At 36.1% G+C, this 21,281-nt stretch carries 22 protein-coding genes; 2 read left to right on the top strand and 20 right to left on the bottom strand.

The features are described 5' to 3' along the window. Positions 1-707: 707 nt before the first annotated feature. From KQI21_RS00195 to KQI21_RS00125, 15 genes are all read right to left on the bottom strand, one after another. The gene (locus KQI21_RS00195; protein WP_216482008.1) at positions 708-1,103 is read right to left on the bottom strand and encodes an Asp23/Gls24 family envelope stress response protein; all 396 of its coding nucleotides are present in this window, start codon (positions 1,101-1,103) and stop codon (positions 708-710) included. 54 nt (positions 1,104-1,157) lie between these two features. Further along, positions 1,158-2,519, bottom strand: coding sequence for an acetyl-CoA carboxylase biotin carboxylase subunit (gene accC, locus KQI21_RS00190; RefSeq protein WP_216482007.1), 1,362 nt, complete (start codon positions 2,517-2,519; stop codon positions 1,158-1,160). 13 nt (positions 2,520-2,532) lie between these two features. Continuing rightward, positions 2,533-3,015, bottom strand: a complete 483-nt coding sequence (gene accB / locus KQI21_RS00185) for an acetyl-CoA carboxylase biotin carboxyl carrier protein (RefSeq protein WP_216482006.1) — start codon at positions 3,013-3,015, stop codon at positions 2,533-2,535. Positions 3,016-3,455: 440 nt separating this feature from the next. Continuing rightward, on the bottom strand, positions 3,456-3,674 hold the full coding sequence (locus KQI21_RS00180; protein WP_216482005.1) for a hypothetical protein: 219 nt from the start codon (positions 3,672-3,674) through the stop codon (positions 3,456-3,458). Between the two features lie 484 nt (positions 3,675-4,158). Beyond that, positions 4,159-4,719: a SpoIIIAH-like family protein gene (locus tag KQI21_RS00175; RefSeq protein WP_216482004.1), complete on the bottom strand. Its 561-nt coding sequence runs from the start codon at positions 4,717-4,719 to the stop codon at positions 4,159-4,161. A gap of 14 nt (positions 4,720-4,733) precedes the next feature. Next, positions 4,734-5,375 carry a stage III sporulation protein AG gene (gene spoIIIAG, locus KQI21_RS00170; RefSeq protein WP_216482003.1) on the bottom strand — a complete coding sequence of 214 codons (642 nt, stop codon included), beginning with the start codon at positions 5,373-5,375 and terminating at the stop codon, positions 4,734-4,736. Continuing rightward, the gene (gene spoIIIAF, locus KQI21_RS00165; RefSeq protein WP_309245484.1) at positions 5,372-6,004 is read right to left on the bottom strand and encodes a stage III sporulation protein AF; all 633 of its coding nucleotides are present in this window, start codon (positions 6,002-6,004) and stop codon (positions 5,372-5,374) included. The genes spoIIIAG and spoIIIAF overlap by 4 nt, the downstream gene beginning before the upstream one ends. Before the next feature lies 1 nt (position 6,005). Further along, positions 6,006-7,181: a stage III sporulation protein AE gene (gene spoIIIAE / locus KQI21_RS00160; protein ID WP_216482001.1), complete on the bottom strand. Its 1,176-nt coding sequence runs from the start codon at positions 7,179-7,181 to the stop codon at positions 6,006-6,008. 434 nt (positions 7,182-7,615) lie between these two features. Further along, positions 7,616-8,008, bottom strand: coding sequence for a stage III sporulation protein AD (gene spoIIIAD / locus KQI21_RS00155; protein WP_216482000.1), 393 nt, complete (start codon positions 8,006-8,008; stop codon positions 7,616-7,618). 5 nt (positions 8,009-8,013) lie between these two features. Then, positions 8,014-8,220: a stage III sporulation protein AC gene (gene spoIIIAC, locus KQI21_RS00150; RefSeq protein WP_077320811.1), complete on the bottom strand. Its 207-nt coding sequence runs from the start codon at positions 8,218-8,220 to the stop codon at positions 8,014-8,016. Between the two features lie 19 nt (positions 8,221-8,239). After that, complete coding sequence (gene spoIIIAB / locus KQI21_RS00145) at positions 8,240-8,752, bottom strand: stage III sporulation protein SpoIIIAB (RefSeq protein WP_216481999.1); 513 nt, start codon at positions 8,750-8,752, stop codon at positions 8,240-8,242. A gap of 3 nt (positions 8,753-8,755) precedes the next feature. Continuing rightward, positions 8,756-9,676: a stage III sporulation protein AA gene (gene spoIIIAA, locus KQI21_RS00140; protein WP_216481998.1), complete on the bottom strand. Its 921-nt coding sequence runs from the start codon at positions 9,674-9,676 to the stop codon at positions 8,756-8,758. Between the two features lie 1,004 nt (positions 9,677-10,680). Further along, positions 10,681-11,244, bottom strand: coding sequence for an elongation factor P (gene efp, locus KQI21_RS00135; protein WP_216481997.1), 564 nt, complete (start codon positions 11,242-11,244; stop codon positions 10,681-10,683). A 12-nt stretch (positions 11,245-11,256) separates the two neighbouring features. Then, positions 11,257-12,318, bottom strand: coding sequence for a M24 family metallopeptidase (locus KQI21_RS00130; protein WP_216481996.1), 1,062 nt, complete (start codon positions 12,316-12,318; stop codon positions 11,257-11,259). A 114-nt stretch (positions 12,319-12,432) separates the two neighbouring features. Further along, on the bottom strand, positions 12,433-12,951 hold the full coding sequence (locus tag KQI21_RS00125; RefSeq protein ID WP_216481995.1) for a YqhR family membrane protein: 519 nt from the start codon (positions 12,949-12,951) through the stop codon (positions 12,433-12,435). Positions 12,952-13,760: 809 nt separating this feature from the next. Between KQI21_RS00125 and KQI21_RS00120 the strand changes: the two genes are divergently transcribed. Beyond that, positions 13,761-14,141 (top strand): SA1362 family protein, encoded by a 381-nt coding sequence (locus KQI21_RS00120; protein WP_216481994.1) that lies wholly within the window; start codon positions 13,761-13,763, stop codon positions 14,139-14,141. A 14-nt stretch (positions 14,142-14,155) separates the two neighbouring features. Here the strand turns inward: KQI21_RS00120 and KQI21_RS00115 are convergent, their stop codons facing one another. After that, positions 14,156-15,046: a patatin-like phospholipase family protein gene (locus KQI21_RS00115; protein WP_216481993.1), complete on the bottom strand. Its 891-nt coding sequence runs from the start codon at positions 15,044-15,046 to the stop codon at positions 14,156-14,158. A 101-nt stretch (positions 15,047-15,147) separates the two neighbouring features. After that, positions 15,148-15,579 (bottom strand): transcriptional regulator MntR, encoded by a 432-nt coding sequence (gene mntR, locus KQI21_RS00110; protein WP_216481992.1) that lies wholly within the window; start codon positions 15,577-15,579, stop codon positions 15,148-15,150. 644 nt (positions 15,580-16,223) lie between these two features. Here mntR and KQI21_RS00105 point away from each other — a divergent pair. After that, the gene (locus tag KQI21_RS00105; protein ID WP_216481991.1) at positions 16,224-16,592 is read left to right on the top strand and encodes a rhodanese-like domain-containing protein; all 369 of its coding nucleotides are present in this window, start codon (positions 16,224-16,226) and stop codon (positions 16,590-16,592) included. Between the two features lie 435 nt (positions 16,593-17,027). Here the strand turns inward: KQI21_RS00105 and gcvPB are convergent, their stop codons facing one another. The 3 genes from gcvPB to gcvT are packed head-to-tail and all read right to left on the bottom strand — an operon-like array spanning position 17,028 to position 20,968. Continuing rightward, positions 17,028-18,497 (bottom strand): aminomethyl-transferring glycine dehydrogenase subunit GcvPB, encoded by a 1,470-nt coding sequence (gcvPB, locus tag KQI21_RS00100; RefSeq protein WP_216481990.1) that lies wholly within the window; start codon positions 18,495-18,497, stop codon positions 17,028-17,030. Then, a complete protein-coding gene (gcvPA, locus tag KQI21_RS00095; RefSeq protein ID WP_216481989.1) occupies positions 18,494-19,840 on the bottom strand; it encodes an aminomethyl-transferring glycine dehydrogenase subunit GcvPA in 1,347 nt (448 codons plus the stop codon). The genes gcvPB and gcvPA overlap by 4 nt, the downstream gene beginning before the upstream one ends. Before the next feature lie 12 nt (positions 19,841-19,852). Further along, positions 19,853-20,968 carry a glycine cleavage system aminomethyltransferase GcvT gene (gene gcvT, locus KQI21_RS00090; RefSeq protein ID WP_216481988.1) on the bottom strand — a complete coding sequence of 372 codons (1,116 nt, stop codon included), beginning with the start codon at positions 20,966-20,968 and terminating at the stop codon, positions 19,853-19,855. Positions 20,969-21,281: the final 313 nt, after the last annotated feature.

Genomic DNA, 21,281 nt, shown 5'->3' with positions numbered 1-21,281 from the left:
TTATTTTACTTCACTGACTAACGGGATTAGGAGCCCTTATCTACCAGCTTTTACTCCGAACTCTTGAAACACGATCTAACTGTTTCAAGGGTATTTGGTACTAGCATTTATCCCGCATGTAAGGTGCCGTAGACTCCCACTTTAAGAGTCTGAGTTGTTACAAAAGGGTCTAAGTGAAAGAAAACGGCACCTAAATGCCCGATTCGTTCAAGGGTCTTAGGTCATACCCTTGTGGTACTAACATTCAATAGGAGATGGAAGAAAACTCCTACTGAATGAAGTTTCACTTTATTTATAAATTAGTATAAGGATTCGTAATATAGCTATTCCCATTTGAGTGGTTGTTCAAAAGCCCCTATAATTAATAAATTTCTTCGCTTATGTATTGATATCCATCTCCGCTAGTCTTGGTTTTCTTTTTCAAGGACGCTCCCAAACCTAGTCAACCTCTAGTTTTTATTCTCCTGTTTGGACAAGCATGTTTTAGAATTCTCATCTCGCCTTAATACAAACCTTAGCGAGAGACCATTATCATTAGAAAAACTTGGCTTGTCGCCAAGTCTTTAGCGAAAGCTATAGTTTTTCTTATACTATAAACCCTAAAATTTTATACTTTCCTATAGTAAAATAAATACCCTTTCACAAGGAAATAGTATTCCTCATGAAAGGATCATTTTTAAACAATGTATGAAAGGTTAAATGTACAATTATTTATACGGTTCTGCCTCATCTTCCGCAGCATCCATCTGAATTCCAACCACATGAACATTAATTTCTTTAATATCTAATGCGGTCATATTCTTTAACGTTTGTCTAATATTTGATTGAAGCAATTGAGCTACTTGCGGAATGGAAACGCCGAATTGTAAAATTACATACAAATCGATCACAATCCCATTATCAGAAAGTTCAACCTTTACTCCTTTACTATGGGTCTTTTTTCCAAATTTTTCTGCAACACCGGAAGCAAAATTGCCCCGCATGGCATAAAGACCTTCTACTTCAGAAGCTGCTATTCCAGCAATCACCTCAATGACTTCTGGTGCAATTTCTACTTTACCTAAATTATCATCACTCACATTTAATAGTGGTTGTTCACTCATATGCTCACTCCTTTATATGTAACGGACAAAATCTTAGATTGTCCGTATTACATTCTATTCCTTTTCAACTTGTACTATCGGGTTTTCTTCAAGAAATTTCGTATTGAAATCCCCATTTAAAAAGACAGGATGCTCCATTATTAAACGATGAAAGGGAATCGTAGTATGTACCCCTTCAATGATAAATTCATCTAATGCCCGTTTCATACGATGAACAGCCTCTTCACGGGTTTTACCGTACGTAATTAGTTTTGCTACCATGGAATCATAATAAGGAGGTATTCGATAGTCTGAATATACAGCCGAGTCAACACGAACGCCAAGTCCCCCCGGTGGCAGATACATCGTAATAGTACCCGGAGATGGCATGAAATTTTTAAACGGATTTTCTGCATTAATTCTACACTCGATAGCCCAACCATCTAACGTAATATCTGATTGTCTAAATGATATTTCCTGATTATCGGCGATTTTAATTTGCTCTTTGATTAAATCAATCCCTGTGATTAATTCAGTTACAGGATGTTCAACTTGAATTCGGGTGTTCATTTCCATAAAATAAAATTCATGTGTTGTTCGATCGAATATATATTCAATCGTTCCTGCACCTTCATACCCCACTGCTTTCGCAGCCTTTACAGATGCTTCTCCCATTTTTCTTCTGATTTCTGGAGTAACTGCAGGTGACGGAGCTTCTTCCACTAACTTTTGTAATCGACGTTGAATGGAACAATCTCGTTCTCCAAGATGAATAACATTACCATGCTTATCTGCCAACACTTGGATTTCTACATGACGAAAATCTTCAATATATTTTTCGATATAAACCCCTCTATTACCGAAAGATGTTTCGGCTTCTTTCTGCGTAACTTCAATACCTTTAAGCAATTCTTCTTCCGTTCTCGCTACACGAATCCCTTTTCCGCCTCCACCAGCTGTCGCCTTAATAATTACGGGATAGCCAATTTCGCTGGCAATTACTTTTGCTTCCTTTTCATTCTCAATAATACCCTTAGATCCTGGAACAATTGGCACATTGGCCTCTTCCATTGTCTGACGTGCTACATCCTTAATTCCCATCTTTTGAATTGCTTCAGGAGTTGGACCAATAAAAATAATATTACATGCACGGCAAATTTCTGCAAAGTCAGCATTCTCGGCTAAAAATCCATATCCTGGATGAACAGCATCCACTTCTGTAAGTGTGGCTATACTCATAATGTTCGTCAAATTAAGATAGCTATCTTTACTTTGCGTCGGGCCGATACAATAAGCTTCATCAGCCATTTGCACATGTAATGCATCTCTATCTGCTTGTGAATACACAGCAACGGTTTCTATCCCCATCTCTTTACATGCACGAATGATTCGAACTGCAATCTCCCCTCTGTTTGCAATCAACAGTTTTTTTATCACACTCTCCATCCCCTTACTTTGTACTAACCCGGAATAACGGCTGCCCATACTCGACAAGCTGGCCATTTTCTACTAGTATTTCTACAATTTCACCACAAACTTCTGCTTCAATTTCATTGAATAATTTCATCGCCTCAACGATACATACTACGGTTGATTCTTCTACTTTGCTACCAACCGTAACAAAACTTTCCTTTTCCGGGGATGGGGCAGCATAAAATGTACCAACCATAGGAGAAACAATTTCATGATCGTATGCAGTTTTCGCTTTTTCTTGTGGTATTGGTTTTTCTACTTTTTCTTCAGAAAGCTTGTCCGGTTCTGATTGCTGCTCTATATTTGGCTGTATTTGTGACTTAATATCATTAACTCTTAGTTGGGGAGTTACTGATTTTTTTAATGAAATCGCTGTTCCGTTTGCTTCATAAGTAAACTCTTCAATTGATGATTGATCAATCAGCTTTATAATCTCTTGTATTTCATGCATATTTAACATGTATATATGGCACCCCTTCATCATACTGTTCAAAATTTATTATTAGGTACTAATAACTCCTTTTAATATTTTACGATAAATAGTAAAGAAACTTCAAGGTATTTTCTGAAGTGAAGGAGTAACGAGTAATATCAGTCTGTTCTAATTATACCAAGCTTAACCTCAGAAAGCGAACATTTGCAGCGGTTTAATACTAGATGAACATATCAAAAAAAATTGTAAGCATTAGTTCGTGACCAATTATATTAACGACCGTTTTGCAGTAAATATCCATTTTTAACTATTACTTCACTGTTTTCTTTTTAATTTATCTTTGTTGGAAAAAAAGACATTTAAAATGATTTTAAAAATTTTTCTTTATTCTATTTATGAATAAAACAGACATTTAAATATTGGACAAAAATATAAATACCAGCTATGGATTACTAGCATTAACTAATTTAGTCAGGAACAAAAGCTAGAAGCGTTTGATTAGCTTGTGTAAAAACGGCAGATCTTCTGAAGAGATAAAGGGAACTTCCATTCAAGGAGCGCTTTTCGCGTCGCTGTCGCTGTTTTTCCTTGTCCTTGAAAAAGAAGAACGCTTTTTCTACGTGCGGTGTATCACTATCGAAGCTTTTCTTGTCCTTGAAAACCGCGGTGTTTTGCTGTTGAAGCATACTCTGTCCTTGAGGAAGGAAAACCCTTTTTCCGTGTACAATGCGTCGCTGAGGTAACTTTCCGAGCCCTGTTGTAACGTCTTTGTGATCAACATCCTTGAAAAATCGCGATGTATCGCTGTCGTTATTCCTTTTTTTGCTCTGGACCAAAACGAATTAGGGATTTAGGAGCCGTTTTTCTCATCATGTTCGCAAATATCATAAACACATTTTTGAAATGAGAAAAATCCGCAACTCTTTCAGGATAAAGAAAATATACCCTTACAACAGGGGTATGCCGACGTCTGAGCGACAAGCCCGCTTTTAGTCGGCCTTCCTTTAGATTCGAACCGAGTGTTGACGTATCGTAGAAGGAGGAGCGAAGTTTGCTATAGCTTGAGCGCATAAGCCTGACAAAACCTTTTAAGAAAAGATATCCAACATGTAAAATCGGATATAGGTTTCCTAGATATAAAAAATCCGGGAAAAGCCCGGATTTTTTACGCTATTCCTTTTTATTTGCTTCGGAAGGAACGTAGGATACATTTACCTTTTTATCACCGAGTTCATCTTTTACCATTTGTATAATGGAAACTGCTTCGGATTTTGGTAAATTCTCTTTGACTTTTACTTGGACTGTTACATTTGCATCTTCTGATCGAACAAGTACGTCTTCATAATTAGCTGAAGCAACGATCGTTTCTTCCAGAATTTTTTCTTTTGAAGCTATTTCTTCCATTGCATCGATTTCTTTTAATGCCTCATCTTTCTCAGCTGCACTTGCTGAACTGGAGGCAACAATATCCGTTAGTCGCTCTTTTTCCATATTTCTTTTATCCTGTAATTCCATGCGAATCGTCGTAAATAATTCATCCTGACCTAAGTTAGAAATTTCTTCTACTTCCGCCTCTTCTGAATCAGTCGGTACTGCTTTTTTACTTGCTTTGTCTTGTCCATCATTCAAATAAGCTAAATCTTCACTATCTGGAGAAGTCATATAATACACACTTAACACAATCATAAGACTCAACATAGTCAATAACCAAACTGTTTGCTTTTTTAACATTTTGATTCCTCCTTTTAATTCTTTGGCATTACGGATACTCGGTGTGTTGGTACATCCAACACTCGGGAAACGGCTTCAACTACCCATTTCTTGACAGTGGCATGATCTGTTCCTTTTGCAACCACAAACACTCCACGTACTTCTGGTTTTTTCGTTTGAACGAGTAAGGGTACCTCCTTTTCCCCTTGTCTAACTAATACGGTTTGTGTTTCTTGGGTCTCCTCCTCTATTTCTCTTGTGCCACCGCTTTTATCTGTTTCTTCTGTTGTTTGTTGTCCCTTTATCAAATTTTTTTCATATACTTTAATACTCGTTGATTCCAAATTCACCATTACTTCAGCTTCTGATACGCCTTTAATTTTATTTAATAATGCTTCTAAATCCTTTGTATAAATGGACTCCAGTTCTTCTAAATCGGATGTTGTACTCATTTTTGGGGAAGCTGTTTCTTCTGCTCGCTCATCAGCTTGTTCATTTGGCTGTTCAATGGCTGGTCCGACTTGATCTTCTTTGTCTGTTTTAAACGTTGAAGAAAAAATATTACCAATAATCAGAAGCAAAATGCTTACCAAAGCTAAAATAAGGATATATCCCTTTTTTTTTATAAACTTGCTTCCATTGTCTTTTTGAAATAACTTTGAAAATTTATCTTTCAAGATGGACCTCCCTCCCACTGTAGTATCAATTTTTTCTTATCCATCTCCCACACCTCATTAAGCACTGCCTCTATTTCCTGAAGCTTCTTATCTTCTTTTGACGTATTTGGGCTGTCTGAATAAATTACAACATCATCAACTACTCTCACTGCTCCCTCCCCATCATTATTTGATTCGGTTAAATAAACAATGACTTCATCCAAGTTCTCAAAAGTGTTTTCTCCTTCATGAGTAAATCGGAATTCGATATGTTTTATTTCTGTTTGAAATTTCTTTTTGAGTGGTTCTTTTGCAATTTGTTTTAATTGGACAGCCATTTGTTCTAAAATATATGCATCTTGTGTCCCTTCTATTTCATTTTTTTGTGATTCAATTAAATTTTCCATTGATTCTACCTGCTGTGAATTTCTATCAAGCTTTGATATAGAAGCCTCTAATGCATGTTGGACATCGATTTGAAACAAGAAAAAAATCGGTTTTAATAAAATTAAAATAAGGATAAAGCCAACGACTAGCTTAATATATTTTTTTAATGCAGTAGCGGGTATTAGTAAGTCAATGACCGTAGCAAGCAAAATAAATATGATAATTTGTGTCACCCATTGAATAACTATTTCCAAGTTAATCACCCTATCGTAAAAGCAGTGTCAGATTACTTGCTACTACAATGATGACAATTGCTAAAAAAAACATGAAGGAAACGGCAAGTAGGCAAGCTAGGATAAAGACGATATATTTACTAATCGTATTTAATGTTGTAATGACAGGCCCGTCACCAATCGGTTGTAATATTGCTGCTGCTAGTTTATAAATGATCGCAATGGCAAAGATTTTTAAAGCAGGAAAAAGCGCAATAAATAATATGATAATTACCCCAACAATACCTACTGCGTTTTTTAATAATAAAGAAGCGCTTAATACAGTATCTGCTGCATCCGTCATTGTTCGACCGACTACTGGAATGAAATTGCCAGTGATGAATTTAGCGGTTTTCATCGCTACACCATCTTGAATAGCACTGGCAGCTCCCTGTACGGACATCACACTGAGAAAAATAGTGAAAAAAACACCAAGTATGCCTAATCCTACATTTTTAAACAAATTTGCTAAGTGGGTCACTTGATAATTTTCATTTAGACTACTTACTATTAGCAATAACGCAGCTAGAAATAATAAAGGTAAAACAAAAGCGGAAACAATTAAACCGCCAGAGTTAACCAGAAAAATGATGATCGGATGGAAAAAAGATACAGTTACAACATTACCAAATGAAGCCATTAAGCCAAGAACGAGTGGTAACAATGCAATCATAAAGCTGCTCATACTGTCTATTGCATTATTTGCATAGGTTACAGCAGAATAAAAACTATTTAATGCTAAGAATATAAGTACGATGTAGACAACAAAATAGGCAATTTTACTTACTGTACTTGCCTCAAATGCATGCTGCATTGTCTGCAGGATAACTGAGAATAAGGTTAACATTAGAAGCAATCCTAATAGTTTACCGTTTATTATTAATTCATGGAACAAAAATTGCACAAAACCAATAAGGGTATGTTTTAATGAAAATGATTCTTGTTCCTTAATAAACTCATAAACACTTGTTTTTTCTAATTCAGGCATGTAGCCACCATACTCTTTACTAATCTTATTCCAGTGTTTTTCTACTTCTTCTAAAGATATTTCATCTAATATACTGGATTGTACGTCATCTTCCGAAGTACTTGCTGCAAGCGGCTCTTGCCCCAGAAAGAAAAAGAATAATGTACAAATTATAAATGTGATTGTAAATTTATATTTCATCCACGATAAAAGCTCCTTTCCGGGATAAGCATAGAAATCAAGTATTGTTTATTGTTCAAAGAGCATGATTTCTGATTAGAAAAACTTGGCTTGTCGCCAAGTCTTTAGCGAAAGCTGTAGTTTTTCTTATACTATAAACCCTAAAAATTTTATACTTTCCTATAGTGGAACAAAAAGCTTACTGAGACTTCAAATACAAGCTAATGAATAAATCTTGTATACACGTAACTGGTAGTTCACTTATACATTGCCGCTTCCGTCACTTTAACTTCCGCGCTAAAATTTATTCCGGTATAACGTATGCTGAAATGTGATGGGTTTATTTTTCCGGACTTTTTGAACACCCTCTTAAAAATAAGTTTCTTAAAGTTAATGAACTATGTTGAAATATCATGATAATAATAAGCTCCATTGTCTCCTTTACATCTGTCACTCTATGCTGCAGGTATAAACCTTAAAATAGCTTCAATCACAGCCGTAATAATTGGAATAGCTAGAAGCAAAATGAATATTTTACCTGCTAATTCAATCTTGCTAGCTACTGATGCAAGACCCGCATCCTTTGTAATACTTGCCCCTAACTCAGTAATATAGGCAATTCCAATAATTTTTAAGATGGTTTCCAAATACATTCCATCTACTTGCGCTTTTGTACCTAATGTTTTAATCAATTGAAAAATACTGTTAATTTGTTGTATAACAGATATGAAAATTATTATTCCCGTAATCAAGATAACGAAGAAAGCAAAGGTTTGATTTACATTTTTTAAAATAAGAAATAGCAACGTAGCAACTATCCCCAATGTTACAATTTGTAAAATCTCCATCGTAATTACCCTTGAAATAGAAATACAGATTTTATCTGCTGAAATAGTTCAGATAAACCGTCAATGACTAATACAAGGACAATGATAAATCCGATCAAAGTTGCAAATTGTGCTATTTCTTCCTTACCCATTTGTTTTAAAATCGTATGGATTAATGCAACAATAATACCTATTCCAGCAATCTGAAATAAAATAGTAGCGTCTGTTAACATTGGGGTTAACTCCTTTCATCTATAGAAGCAGTAATACGATAAATAAACCGCACAACACACCTAGACTTTTTGCCATTCTTCCATATTTTTCATACTGATCATTGGCATTTTCCAATTCACGTTCGAGATGACTTCTAGCCAAATAAATATGTTTTTGCTGCTGATTAAAATCATGCTGACCTAGTGTTTGTCCAAATTGCAGTAAAATTTCTTTTTCATTTTTTCCTAGACAGGAAATATCCATTAATTCATCTAAACTGTTGCCCCAAACGACTTTAAAGTCTTTACTTTCTTGATGCATATTTTTATAAAGACGATCAAAAAATGCATGGATGGGAAATGGTGTTTGTTTTTTAATGGCATGAAAAGCTTCCTGTAATGGCAATTGACTATACATCATTTCTGCTTCTAAGATTTGTAATGCATTTTTCACTTGTCTAATATGCTTCGGCCTATTGGCCAAGCGACTGCTCCACTCAAACCCAATCCATGTTGTCGTTGCAATTAACATAAGCGCTCCTAACCAAACCATGAATTAGACCCCCGATTTTTGTCGCAGCATATTTCTCTTGCTTTCATCATAAATCGTATATGAACTTCCAGGTATTGATGTATGATGTAATAAAACAAAGCGCTGAAAAATTCCTTGTGAAAGCAACCGCTTTATAGCTGGTCTGCGCTTTAATTCATCTAGTGTATAACCATGTACAGTGCAGATGACAACGACTCCAGCATGTAGTGCTTCTAATAATGCTTCCACATCTTTATTGCCGCCAATTTCATCAACAATCAGTACTTCTGGTGACATGGAACGAATCATCATCATCATTCCTTCGGCTTTAGGGCAGGCATCCATCACATCTGTTCTTGACCCTAAATCATGTTGAGGAACACCATTGATGGAAGCCGCAATTTCCGAACGTTCATCAATCACTCCGACTTTAAGTGGCGACACTTGATTCGAACCAGTTGAAATTATCCTTGCTATATCACGAATTAACGTTGTCTTTCCGGTTTGTGGTGCCCCTATAATTAATGTATTCTTATAACCGTTATTATATAAATACGGCATTAACTTTCTAGCAGCTCCGATTTTTTGTTTAGCAATACGAATATTTAAAAAGGTGATATATTGGATAGCTTTCACAGATCCATTTAACGTGTTTACCTTTCCAGCTAAGCCGACTCTATGCCCACCTTCAATTGTCATATAGCCTTCTCGTAGTTCTTCTTCCATGCGGTATAAAGAATAATCACTTAATTGCTGGATAATGTGGACAAAATCATGCTTGTCCGGCTTTAAATGAACTAATTGTTCATGCGACTGATTGAAAATAAGCTCGATCGGCTGTTGTAAACGTAAGCGAATTTCTTGTAAAGGTTCCCATCTATTAGTAAGAGCTCTATCTAATTCTGTTTGCAGTTGATTTGGAAATAGCCTGCTGATCTCATTCATCGCTTTTCTTCCCTCGCTTTTTTCTTGCATTATCTAATAGTAAATGTATGCAGGGAAGGACAAAATATGACTTCACATCAAACTAGCAATTTTCTATTACTCACATACCTATGCAATAATCATCATTATATGAAAGTTTCCGATATAGCTAGTTAATCTTCTGAACTATATGTATTATTATACCTAAGCATAAAGTGGATTTTATTTTCTTCTGGAAATCATTGAATATACGGGATGTGTTACATGTAGAGCTACTAACGGTTGAGGATTCTAGCGTGTGTGCTGATGACTTGAATCGTAGAACTTATAATTAAAACTTTTTTGACGTAAAATCTACCCTCTAAAGCAAATTTTTATGCTTTGCTTTTTAATGGACAAGAATAAAGTGAAACTTTTATTCAGTAGGAGTTTTCTTCCATCTCCTACTGAATGTTAGTACCACAAGGGTATGATCTAAAGGCCCTTGAATGAATCGGGCATTTAGGTGCCGTTTTCTCCCACTTAGAGCCTTTTGTACCAACTCAGGCTCTTGAAGTGGGAGTCTTACAGCACCTTACATGCGGGATAAAGAACAAATTTATATCTCCTAGGCAACAAAAAACGAGGCTGGGACAAAACTAAAACAGCTGATTAAAAAACGAACAATAAATCGTCCTTGTGTTACGCAAGTTTTTAGCGTAGTCAAAATATGTAGACTCCTGCGGGAATAGCTCGAGCTGAAGATCCCGCAGGAAAGCGATCTTTGCTTTCCGAGGAAGCTGAGGCCGTGCCCGCGGAAAGCGAAATATTTTGACGTAGCGATGATAGGAATTTTTTTACACTATAAGAAAGTATAAAATTTTTATGGTTTATAGTATAAGAAAAACTATGGCTTTCGCTAAAGACTTGGCGACAAGCCAAGTTTTTCTAAACACAGACAAACCGAACAATTATAAATGAATTGTTCGGTTTTTGCTATTTAGTATTTGCTTATGTCCCAGCCTCGCAGTACCTAGGACTGTTTTTTATTTATTAGCTCGTGATACATATTTTCCATCTGAAGTACTTACTACGATGATATCTCCTTGGTTAATAAAGAAAGGAACTTGTAAGGTGTGCCCTGTTTCTAATGTAGCCGGTTTTGATCCACCACTTGCAGTATCCCCTTTAATACCTGGTTCTGTTTCTACAACTTCTAATTCTACGTTATTTGGAAGTTGTACACCAAGAATTTCCCCCCCATACATAACAATCGATACTTCCATATTTTCTTTCATAAATTTCAATTCATGTTCAATTTGACTGCTGGAAAGCTCAATTTGTTCATAAGTATTTGTATCCATAAATGCGTGTATATCACCAGAAGCGTATAAATATTGCATTTTTTTCGTTTCGATATGTGCTTTAGCAACTTTTTCCCCAGCACGAAAAGTTTTCTCTTGGATATTTCCGTTACGCAGATTTCTAAGCTTTGATCTGACAAATGCTGCACCTTTTCCTGGTTTTACATGTTGAAATTCCATTACTTGCCAGATATCATTATCTACTTCAATGGTTAATCCTGTCTTAAAATCATTAACTGAAATCATATTATGCCTCCATTACAAATGAATTAATTCTTTTGGCGCTTGAGTAAGTCGTTCATTACCTGTTTTAGTAATTACGACATCATCTTCAATCCTACAACCACCAACTTCAAGAATATAAATCCCCGGCTCTACCGTGACTACCATACCTGGTTCTAATAGTTTATCTGAACGAAACGATAGAGAAGGAGCTTCATGAACTTCCATTCCAAGCCCATGGCCGGTAGAATGACCGAAATATTTACCGTACCCTTGTTCTGTAATATAATCTCTTGTTACCGCATCTGCTTCTTTTCCGGTAATACCGGGCTTAATTGCAGTTACACCGCGTAATTGAGCCTCGAGTACAATATGGTAAATCGAATGTAATTGCTCACTTATTTCGCCAACCGCTACCGTTCGAGTAATATCAGAACAATAGCCTTTATATAATGCTCCGTAATCAAGTGTAACTAGTTCACCCGTTTGGATTTTTTTATTTGAGGCAACACCATGTGGTAAAGCAGATCGTTCTCCAGAAGCTACAATGGTATCAAAACTAGATGCAGTGGCACCTTGCTTACGCATAAAAAATTCTAATTCATTTGAAATATCGATTTCTCTTACACCTGGTTTAATAAAGGATTGGATATGTTCAAAAGCATCATCTGCTATTTTAGCAGCTTGTTTCATAATTGCTAATTCATCGTCTGTTTTAATTAACCGTAATGCTTCTAACATACCACTGACAGGAACAAGTGTAACATCAAATGAATCGCGAAACCGTTCATATTGATGGTATGTAACATGCTCTTTTTCAAATCCAAGATGAGTAATATTCATTTCCCTTAGTTGATTCTTGATTTCTTCGATTAGACCATCCTGATACTCAATTACTTTAAAATCGTTAATCTGTTCATTTGCTTGTTTCGTATAGCGAAAATCTGTTATAAAACGAGCATCCGTCCGGCTAATGATGGCGGTCCCAGCAGTACCAGTGAATCCAGTAATATAACGTCGATTAATGGGACTAGATACTAAGATACCATCTAGCTTCTTCTCCTCAAACATTTGCCGCAATTCTGTCAGCTTGCTCATTACCTCATCCCTTTCCTTATGTTTTCTTTGTTATGGATACAGGAACACAAGACTGTATACAGTTTATCATAAAGCGTTCCATTTGAATAATATAACTTCACATGCATTTTATGTCTATACCTTTTCTGTCTTCTGATTATTTGATTGACCTTGTAAATCATGATAATCATATGAAATTGAATAGCCAATAAATGTACCATACAGGATAAACAAACAAACTGTAGATGCTATTGTATCCGTATGGAGTTTAGTTAGTGGTGGTACCGTTGAAAAAATGGGATTCATGATGTAAAAAATTACACTCCATAAAAGAATCCCAAAAACAACCCCTATCCACATCGAGTTAATTTTTTTAAATAGTCCATAATAAATAAACGCTGTTCCAACTGAGAGTAAGCCAATAATAAAAATAGTTATCACATTTCCTAACCATGTATCAACCCACTCTGCTTGAATCCAAGAACTTAGTATAAAAGATTTAGGTGCGACCTCGGAAAAATTAAAATAATACAGAACCGTACCAAAGGTGCTCCAGATGACCCCGCCAATAAAACCAGTCAATAATGATCTAACTAGAATTGTCATTGGGGTTTCATGTTGATTCTGCTCCAAATGTTTCTTTTGCTCTGCCATGCTATACACCTCCAAGTTTAGTATGACCAGTTGTTTACGTACCAATCCATTAAATTTCGTTGATTATCTCTAGTTATTTATGCAGCATTGCAGTAAAATAAAGGTAATGAAAGATTCGCAATTGCATAACCGATTCGTTTTGATGGTTTATCGAATAAAATAAAGATTAGAAAAACTTGTCTTGTCGCCAAGTCTTTAGTGAAAGCCATAGTTTTTCTTATACTATAAACCATAAAAAAATTTTATACTTTCCTATAGTACAAAAAAGGAATAAATTTCTTAATTAAGTTAATACTAACATAAAGAACATGTTCAAAAAGAGTTATATAGATATGCGAAGTTTTGAGTAGCGAAGTGTATACAATTTGATACAGAACTGGAAGACACAAGCCAAGAACAAAGTCTCAAGCACCTTAGTCAGGTCGCTAAATGCTAAAGGCATCTGATCGCATCTCAGCAAGAGTGAAGTGGTCTTGAAGGGCTATGCGCTGGATATGGAGTAATGTCATACAAAAATTATCCGCTATGAGCAAATTTTATAATTTTCTCGATAATAAAGAAAACTTACCTAGCTCCAATCCTTTGGCTTAAGGACATTACCTAGTTACAAGATTACGTTGGACATTAAAGTTTTTTTACTCGCATCGTCTTAACGCTAAAATTTTATTTATTCAAACGGTCAATGCATTATTTTTTACCGGACTTTTTGAACATCCACATAAAGGTCTCTATATCAATATTCAAATTGTTAAATCTATGAATAGAAATGATTAAAATAGTGCATAACCTGATAAGGAGGAACATCAATAATGAAACGAAGATCTATTTCTATTCCAGTGTATATTATTCTTGGCTTAGCTCTAGTCGGTCTTTTATCACAGTTGTTTACCAATACTGTCAGCTTTATCAATAGTATTTTCATTTCAATTGGAATTGGAGTTGCTTTATTTTCCACCTTTTATTTCCTGTTTATGCGAAAACGAAATAGTTCCAATGAAATGAAAAAGTATCGTCAAGCCGTAAAGCAATCGAAGGCAAAGTATCAACGTCACCAATCCAATAAACCGGCTGCTGCGAAGGGTCACTCAACGATTTCTCAGCAACGGAAAAAGCGACTTAAACGAGCCCCCCATTTACGTGTTATTGATGGGAATAAATCAACAAAAAAAAGGGATCGTGCTTCGTTCTGAAGCACGATCCTTTTTTATCTTGACCAACTCTTTAAAAATCTGCTTGTCTGTTCATAACCTGCTTGAATTAACTTGTTCTTTATATCATTATCAATAGTAAAGTCCGTGCTTTCCAAATTTTCTACTGGAATAAAAATGATATTGTTTGCTTGTGACATAGATACATATCTACTATCATGAGCTTCTATCATCGTTAAAAATAAAGCATGAAACATAGCCAGTGCTGTTTTTATTTTTCGGGGTTTTAAATGCAGAGAAGCTGCACTTAACTTGACACCTAAAACCGGGCGCTTGCGTTTATTATGGTCTTCTCCAAAAACCCATAATGGAAAGTTACTTAACAAGCCGCCATCGACCATAAGACTTTTTGCTTTATTTTTACCTGATAGCTTTTTAGGCATAAAAAAATAAGGGAAGCCTGCACTCATCCGAATTGCTGTAGCGACAGGAAAATGTTCAGGTGGAATACCATAAATTCGTTCTAAATCGTCTGGAATAACTACTAGCTTTCCCAAAGAAATATCACTAACTATTACTTTTAAATAGCCAGGATGAATATCTTTAAATGTATATATATGTTTAACAGCTAGCTTTTCACCAATCCATTCTTCCAATTTGTTCCCTTTATTTATGCCAAGCTGAAAATATAAGAACAACCATTTTGTAAATGGTAGCCATTTTGTAATTACAGGAGGGTCTAAAAGGTTCTTTAGATCTAACTCTTCCATTAATGTGCGAATATCATGATAACTGTAGCGTGCAGCAAGTAAAGAAGCAATAATCGCACCTGCTGAGGTTCCTGCTACTCGCTCAAATGCCAACCCTTTTTCCTCAATGCGCTTCATAACTCCGATAAAGGCATAAGCCTTTACCCCGCCACCTGAAAAAACTCCGTCAATTCGCATAAGCCTTCCCCTCTTCATTGCTAAATATGATATTTACCTTATGTGTAAGCAATGAAAAAGGCAATTAGAACCTAAATTTAAAATATTTTAAATTTAAGTCGTTATTTACTGCTTTCAACTTCAGACGCTTGATGAATTTTTTTCAGTTCCTTAAGACGCTTCTTATCCGTCTTGAAATAATTGACAACATCACCGATACGATCAATTGAATTCCAACTTAAATGATGTTCAATACCTTCTACATCATTATAAATATTCTCATGATCCACACCAATTATTTTTAAAAATTCCTCCAATAATTCATGACGAAATACTAGTCGCTCGCCAATTTTTTTGCCCTTTGTTGTTAACACAAAACCGCGGTATTTTTCATAATCTAAATAATCATCGCGATCTAATTTTTGAATCATCTTCGTTACCGAGGAGGGATGAACTTCTAGTGCCTCTGCAATATCCGAAACACGGGCATACCCTTTCGATTCCATTAAATTATAAATCTGCTCTATATAATCTTCCATACTAGGTGTAGGCATTTATGTTCCTCCATTTCAAGAATATTTTTTGTCGAGTGCAAAATTGTTTCACCTTAAAGAATACAGGAATGTTGACTAAGAAACAAGCTATAACACTCATATGTTATATATTCAACGATTTTGCCGAATTTCAGTTAAGTTAGGTTAATAATAGCAATAAGTGATGGATTTAACATATCTATAACTCGAGGACTATAACTGTTTTATCATAATATGTGAAACGTAGCACTATTTTAAAGAGTTTAATAATGAATTAGTTATTAGATATTTGCGTGTATGCAAAAAACTAATGCTAGCTAGTATAGAAAAAGCGCTTTTTCTTCGAGCGATGTATCCTGCCGAATCCTTCCATATCCTGTCGTACGAACAACCTGAGCATTAGATCCGTTATCTCTTAATCAAATTTCTTCATATTTTCTATAATGCTTTGAAGCCGGAGTCTTACAACAACTTACATGCATGATTAAAAATTCCACTGGTGTGGCCTTAACTACTTCAGTGTTAACATTTAAATCATTCTAACGTGCATAGATATTTGACGTATCATCCGCATTTTTAAACATCCTTATAAATAAGTTTTGAAAAATCAAGGTTTTACACCTATAATAGAAGATGTACAAATGTTGATAGACGGGGGAAAAGCAATGGAAATTTTAGTTTTACTCATCGTTGTTTTCATAGCAGTTCTAGTATTTCGTTACTTTAGACAGAGAATGTATTTGAAAACATTGACAGAAGATCAATTTCGTGAAGGATATCGTAAAGCACAACTGATAGATGTACGTGAACCGCAAGAGTTTAAACGTGGACATATCTTAGGTGCGAGAAATATTCCCGTTACACAAATGAAACAACGATTAGTGGAATTGCGCAAAGACAAGCCTGTGTATCTTTATTGCCAAAGTGGTTCGCGAGCAGCTCGAGCCGCTCAACTTTTGCATAAAAAAGGTTATAAGGATATCAGTGTCTTAAAAGGCGGATTTAAAAAGTGGACAGGCAAAATTAAAAAATAAAGCTACACTTCTTCAGTAAAAATTGTTTTCTAATACGGATTAGAAAACAAAAAAGGACAGACACCCGAGAAATCCTCGGGTGCGATGTATTCAAGTAGCTTTTCCCAATCTGTTACAAAACTAATTGGGACTTGTCTTTAGAAAAACTTGGCTTGTCGCCAAGTTTTTATGGAGAAAGCTATAGTTTTTCTTATACTATTAAACCATAAAGTTTTATACTTTCCTATAGTATAAAAAAGTAGCATCTCAGAGACAGAATAAAAAAACTAGCAAATCGTATGCATAAATTTGGGTTAGCAGTGTTAATTCAAGTCTGAATTTTCTAATTATAACTGTTTTTGTTAAAATTTGATATCTTTAGCATATAAAATGCCATGGTTAAATATAACCACGGCATTTTTTGGAGATAAAGCTATAGACTGAAAGAAACCACATTCAAGCTTCTGACTTAGGCTCATAACGCAAAATTGGCTTTCTGGCAGCTGTCGTTTCATCCATTCGTTTAACAATCGTTTGATGTGGCGCTTCCTGTACTAATTCAGGTTCCTCTCTAACCTCTTTTGCTATCTGCAACATAGTTTCAATAAAACCATCCAATGTCTCTTTTGATTCGGTTTCGGTGGGCTCAATCATTAATGCTTCCTCGACATTGAGAGGAAAGTAGATTGTCGGTGGATGATAACCATAGTCTAATAAACGTTTTGCTATATCTAAAGTACGTACACCCAGTTTTTTCTGTCGTCTACCGGAAAGAACAAATTCATGTTTGCAATGCTGCTTAAATGGAAGGTCATATTCTTTTTGCAGATTACGCATTAAATAGTTAGCATTAAGCACAGCGTATTCGCTTACCTTTTTCAAACCTTCAGCTCCCATTGTTCGGATATACGTATAGGCCCTTAAATAAATTCCAAAATTACCATAATACGGTTTTACCCTGCCAATGGATTGCGGTAGATCATCCTTAAATAAATAACGATCTCCACTCTTTTCTAACAATGGTTTAGGGAGAAAAGGCTTTAACTCTTCTGTTACGCCAACAGGACCAGAACCGGGACCCCCACCGCCATGCGGACCAGTAAAGGTTTTATGCAAGTTCAAATGCACGGCATCAAATCCCATATCGCCGGGACGGGCATAGCCCATAATTGCATTTAAATTAGCTCCGTCATAATACATTTTACCCCCAGCATCATGGACAATCTTTGCCATTTCTTCAATTTCTGTTTCAAATAAGCCTAGCGTATTCGGATTCGTTAACATAAGTGCTGCTGTATCTGGACCAACTACTCGTTTTAAATCTTCTAAATCAACTAATCCTTGCTCATTGGATTGGACAGTTACTGCTTCAAATCCGGCAACAGTAGCAGAGGCTGGGTTCGTTCCATGTGCTGAATCCGGTACGATTACTTTTGTACGCTGATAATCACCATTTGCTTCATGAAAAGCACGAATCATCATTAATGCTGTCCATTCGCCTTGTGCTCCAGCAGCTGATTGCAAAGAAACTTCATCCATTCCTGTGATTTCACATAAGGATTGCTGTAGATCATACATCATTGCCATCGCACCTTGGACACTACTTTCAGGCTGATCAGGATGAATATGGCTAAAGCCTTCCATTCGAGCGACATCTTCATTAATCTTTGGGTTGTATTTCATTGTACATGAACCCAGGGGATAAAAACCCGAGTCTACTCCATAATTTCGTGTGGAAAGAGCAGTATAATGCCTCATCAAATCCAGCTCACTAATTTCCGGAAGATTAGCAGCTTCTTTACGAATATACGTTTCTCCAAGCTCCTGTTCCAAGTCTACATCAGGTACATCTAATTCTGGTAAGCTATAGCTTGTTCTTCCAAGTTTACTTCGTTCAAAGATAAGTGGAAAATCTTGTCTATTCAATTTATATCCCCCAATTCTTTGACAAACTTATCGATTTCTTCAGCACTCCGGTTTTCTGTAACCGCAACGAGCATCTGTCCAGACATATTAGGATAATCTCTTTCCAGATCATATCCACCGATAATTCCTCTCTCAAGTAATTGCTCATTTACTTCAGTAACAGGCTTATCTAATTGAAGAACAAATTCATTGAAAAATGCACCATCATAAATGATGGTAAAACCTGCTTCTTCAAGCCTTTGCTTGGCATAACGTGCCTTTTTCATATTTAGAGCAGCCATTTTTTTCAAACCTCGCTTGCCAAGAGCACTCATTGCTACTGCACTAGCTAATGCATTCAATGCTTGATTCGAGCAAATATTAGAAGTAGCCTTATCTCTCCGAATATGTTGCTCTCTTGCTTGTAAGGTTAGTACAAAGCCTCTAACTCCATCTTCATCCGTAGTCTGTCCCACTAAGCGTCCAGGAACTTTACGCATTAATTTTTTTGTGGTTGCAAAATAGCCACAATGCGGCCCACCAAATTGGGCAGGAATACCAAAAACTTGTGTATCGCCAACAACTATATCAGCACCAAATTCAGCCGGTGGCCTCAAATATCCTAGTGCCAACGGATTGCTTGAAGTAATAAACATTGTTTTCTTCTTATCTGATAAAAGTGTCTGGATTTCTTTCATCGGTTCTAATAGACCGAAGAAATTCGGATATTGTACAACTACGCTTGCTGTTTCATCATTCAACTCTTTTTGAAGTTTGTTTAAATCAGTCACACCGTGATTCGTATCAATATATACAATTGTCAAGCCCGATCCCTTAGCATAGGTTTCAATTACTGCACGGCTTTGTGGATGAACTGCACGAGATACTAAAACCTTTTTTCTTCTCGTTTGAGCAGCGCTTAAGTTTACCGCTTCAGCTAACGCAGTACCACCATCATACATCGAGGAATTGGCCACATCCAACCCTGTCAACTCACAAATCATCGTTTGAAATTCAAAAATAGCCTGCAATTCTCCTTGAGAAATCTCTGGTTGATAAGGCGTGTAAGCAGTATAGAACTCAGATCTAGAAATAACATGATCGACAACCGATGGAATATAGTGATCATATACGCCAGCACCTAAGAAACAATGATACTGCTTTAAGTTCGCATTTTTAGCTGCCATGCTTGCTAATTCTTTCTTTAAATCTCCTTCATTTGCAGGTGATTTTAAGTTCATTGGCTTCTTTAGGCGCACCTTACTAGGAATATCGGAGAAGAGCTCATCTGCATCATTAACTCCAATGCTTCTAAGCATGGTTTGTTTATCATCTTCTGTCATTGGCAAATAGCGAAATTCCATTCTTTTCTCCCCCTAATTTTTTCTTGTATAAAAAGGTGTTTCGACTACTTTTGCTTGTAGTTGCCGTTTTCTAACTTGCACTGTCAATTCAGTACCTATATCGGCATAGTCAGTATTTACTAAAGCAAGACCAAGGTTTTTATTAAGCGTCGGTGCCTGCGTTCCTGAAGTAATAAAGCCAACATGCTTTTCCTGATAATAGACACTATAGCCTGTCCGCGGGATACCTTTATCGATCATTTCCAGGCCAATAAGTTTTCTGGATGTACCTTTTTCTAACTGTTTTTGCAATACTTCTTTTCCAATAAAATCTATTGTTTTATTCGTTTTTACTGCAAAGGTTAAACCAGCTTCTACAGGACTAATCGTTTCAGAAAGCTCTTGACCATACAAAGGCAATCCTGCTTCAAACCGCAATGTATCTCTTGCCCCTAACCCAACCGGCTCTACTCCTTTATCTTTACCAGCCTGTAAAATAGCTTTCCATAAAGCTATTCCACTAGCAGCTGGAATATAAATCTCAAATCCATCCTCACCCGTATAACCCGTTCGTGATACAATCGCAGGATCTTTTATCCCAGTAAAATGAACATTTGTTTCAAAACGAAAGAAGCGAATAGTTGCTAATTCCTTATCTGTTAACGCTTGCAACACTTCTTCGGCTAAAGAGCCTTGTAAAGCAAGCTGCGCATATTTACTGGATATATCTTCAATGGTTAACTCAGTCTCACTAAACTGATTATGACGAACTAGCCATTGATAATCTTTTTTTGTATTAGCCGCATTGACGACAAGAAGGTAATCATTGTCATCAAGCATATAAATTAGAAAATCATCAATAGTTCCACCATCCTCATAACACATAAATGTATATTGGGCACGGTTTGGTGTTAAATTTCCAACATCATTCGTTACCATTTGTTGTAGAAATTCTAGACTTTTCGGACCTTTAACAGCGATTTCTCCCATATGGGAAACATCAAATAACCCAGCCTTTGTTCTTGTTATTTCATGTTCATGTTTAATACCGGTGAATTGTACAGGAAGATCCCATCCACCAAAATCAATCGTTTTCGCTCCATGTTCTGCATAAACGGGAAACAAAGGTGTCTGCTTTAATTTACTCATTCCACCACTCCTTTTTCAGTCTGAAAATTTTAAAAAATAATCCAACAATGCCATTTCGATGTTTAGACAGTTAGAAAAACTTGGCTTGTCGCCAAGTCTTTAGCGAAAGCTGTAGTTTTTCTTATACTATAAAGTGAAACTTCATTCAGTAGGAGTTTTCTTCCCTCTCCTACTGAATGTTAGTTGAACGAATCGGGCATTTAGGTGACGTTTTCTCCCACTTTGACCCTTTGTATCAACTAAAGGCTCTTGAAGTGGGAATCTTACGGCACCTTACATGCGGGATAAACTCTAAAAATTTTATACTTTCCTA

It is taken from the genome of Virgibacillus proomii (assembly GCF_018916875.1).
GTDB classification, from domain to species: Bacteria; Bacillota; Bacilli; order Bacillales; family Amphibacillaceae; genus Virgibacillus; species Virgibacillus proomii_B.
Note: the sequence above shows the minus strand (reverse complement) of the source record. Positions and strands in the feature narration are given on the sequence as shown.

What these genes read in the sequence shown, in the direction of transcription:
- spoIIIAB (WP_216481999.1), bottom strand. Translation starts at nt 8,752, where the DNA reads ATGGTTTGGTTAGGAGCGCTTATGTTAATTGCAACGACAACATGGATT.
- accB (WP_216482006.1), bottom strand. Translation starts at nt 3,015, where the DNA reads ATGTTAAATATGCATGAAATACAAGAGATTATAAAGCTGATTGATCAA.
- spoIIIAD (WP_216482000.1), bottom strand. Translation starts at nt 8,008, where the DNA reads ATGGAGATTTTACAAATTGTAACATTGGGGATAGTTGCTACGTTGCTA.
- mntR (WP_216481992.1), bottom strand. Translation starts at nt 15,579, where the DNA reads ATGCCTACACCTAGTATGGAAGATTATATAGAGCAGATTTATAATTTA.
- KQI21_RS00115 (WP_216481993.1), bottom strand. Translation starts at nt 15,046, where the DNA reads ATGCGAATTGACGGAGTTTTTTCAGGTGGCGGGGTAAAGGCTTATGCC.
- gcvT (WP_216481988.1), bottom strand. Translation starts at nt 20,968, where the DNA reads ATGAGTAAATTAAAGCAGACACCTTTGTTTCCCGTTTATGCAGAACAT.
- KQI21_RS00125 (WP_216481995.1), bottom strand. Translation starts at nt 12,951, where the DNA reads ATGGCAGAGCAAAAGAAACATTTGGAGCAGAATCAACATGAAACCCCA.
- spoIIIAE (WP_216482001.1), bottom strand. Translation starts at nt 7,181, where the DNA reads ATGAAATATAAATTTACAATCACATTTATAATTTGTACATTATTCTTT.
- KQI21_RS00130 (WP_216481996.1), bottom strand. Translation starts at nt 12,318, where the DNA reads ATGAGCAAGCTGACAGAATTGCGGCAAATGTTTGAGGAGAAGAAGCTA.
- efp (WP_216481997.1), bottom strand. Translation starts at nt 11,244, where the DNA reads ATGATTTCAGTTAATGATTTTAAGACAGGATTAACCATTGAAGTAGAT.
- KQI21_RS00105 (WP_216481991.1), top strand. Translation starts at nt 16,224, where the DNA reads ATGGAAATTTTAGTTTTACTCATCGTTGTTTTCATAGCAGTTCTAGTA.
- spoIIIAA (WP_216481998.1), bottom strand. Translation starts at nt 9,676, where the DNA reads ATGAATGAGATCAGCAGGCTATTTCCAAATCAACTGCAAACAGAATTA.
- KQI21_RS00175 (WP_216482004.1), bottom strand. Translation starts at nt 4,719, where the DNA reads ATGTTAAAAAAGCAAACAGTTTGGTTATTGACTATGTTGAGTCTTATG.
- KQI21_RS00120 (WP_216481994.1), top strand. Translation starts at nt 13,761, where the DNA reads ATGAAACGAAGATCTATTTCTATTCCAGTGTATATTATTCTTGGCTTA.
- gcvPA (WP_216481989.1), bottom strand. Translation starts at nt 19,840, where the DNA reads ATGGAATTTCGCTATTTGCCAATGACAGAAGATGATAAACAAACCATG.
- spoIIIAC (WP_077320811.1), bottom strand. Translation starts at nt 8,220, where the DNA reads ATGTTAACAGACGCTACTATTTTATTTCAGATTGCTGGAATAGGTATT.
- KQI21_RS00180 (WP_216482005.1), bottom strand. Translation starts at nt 3,674, where the DNA reads ATGCTTCAACAGCAAAACACCGCGGTTTTCAAGGACAAGAAAAGCTTC.
- KQI21_RS00195 (WP_216482008.1), bottom strand. Translation starts at nt 1,103, where the DNA reads ATGAGTGAACAACCACTATTAAATGTGAGTGATGATAATTTAGGTAAA.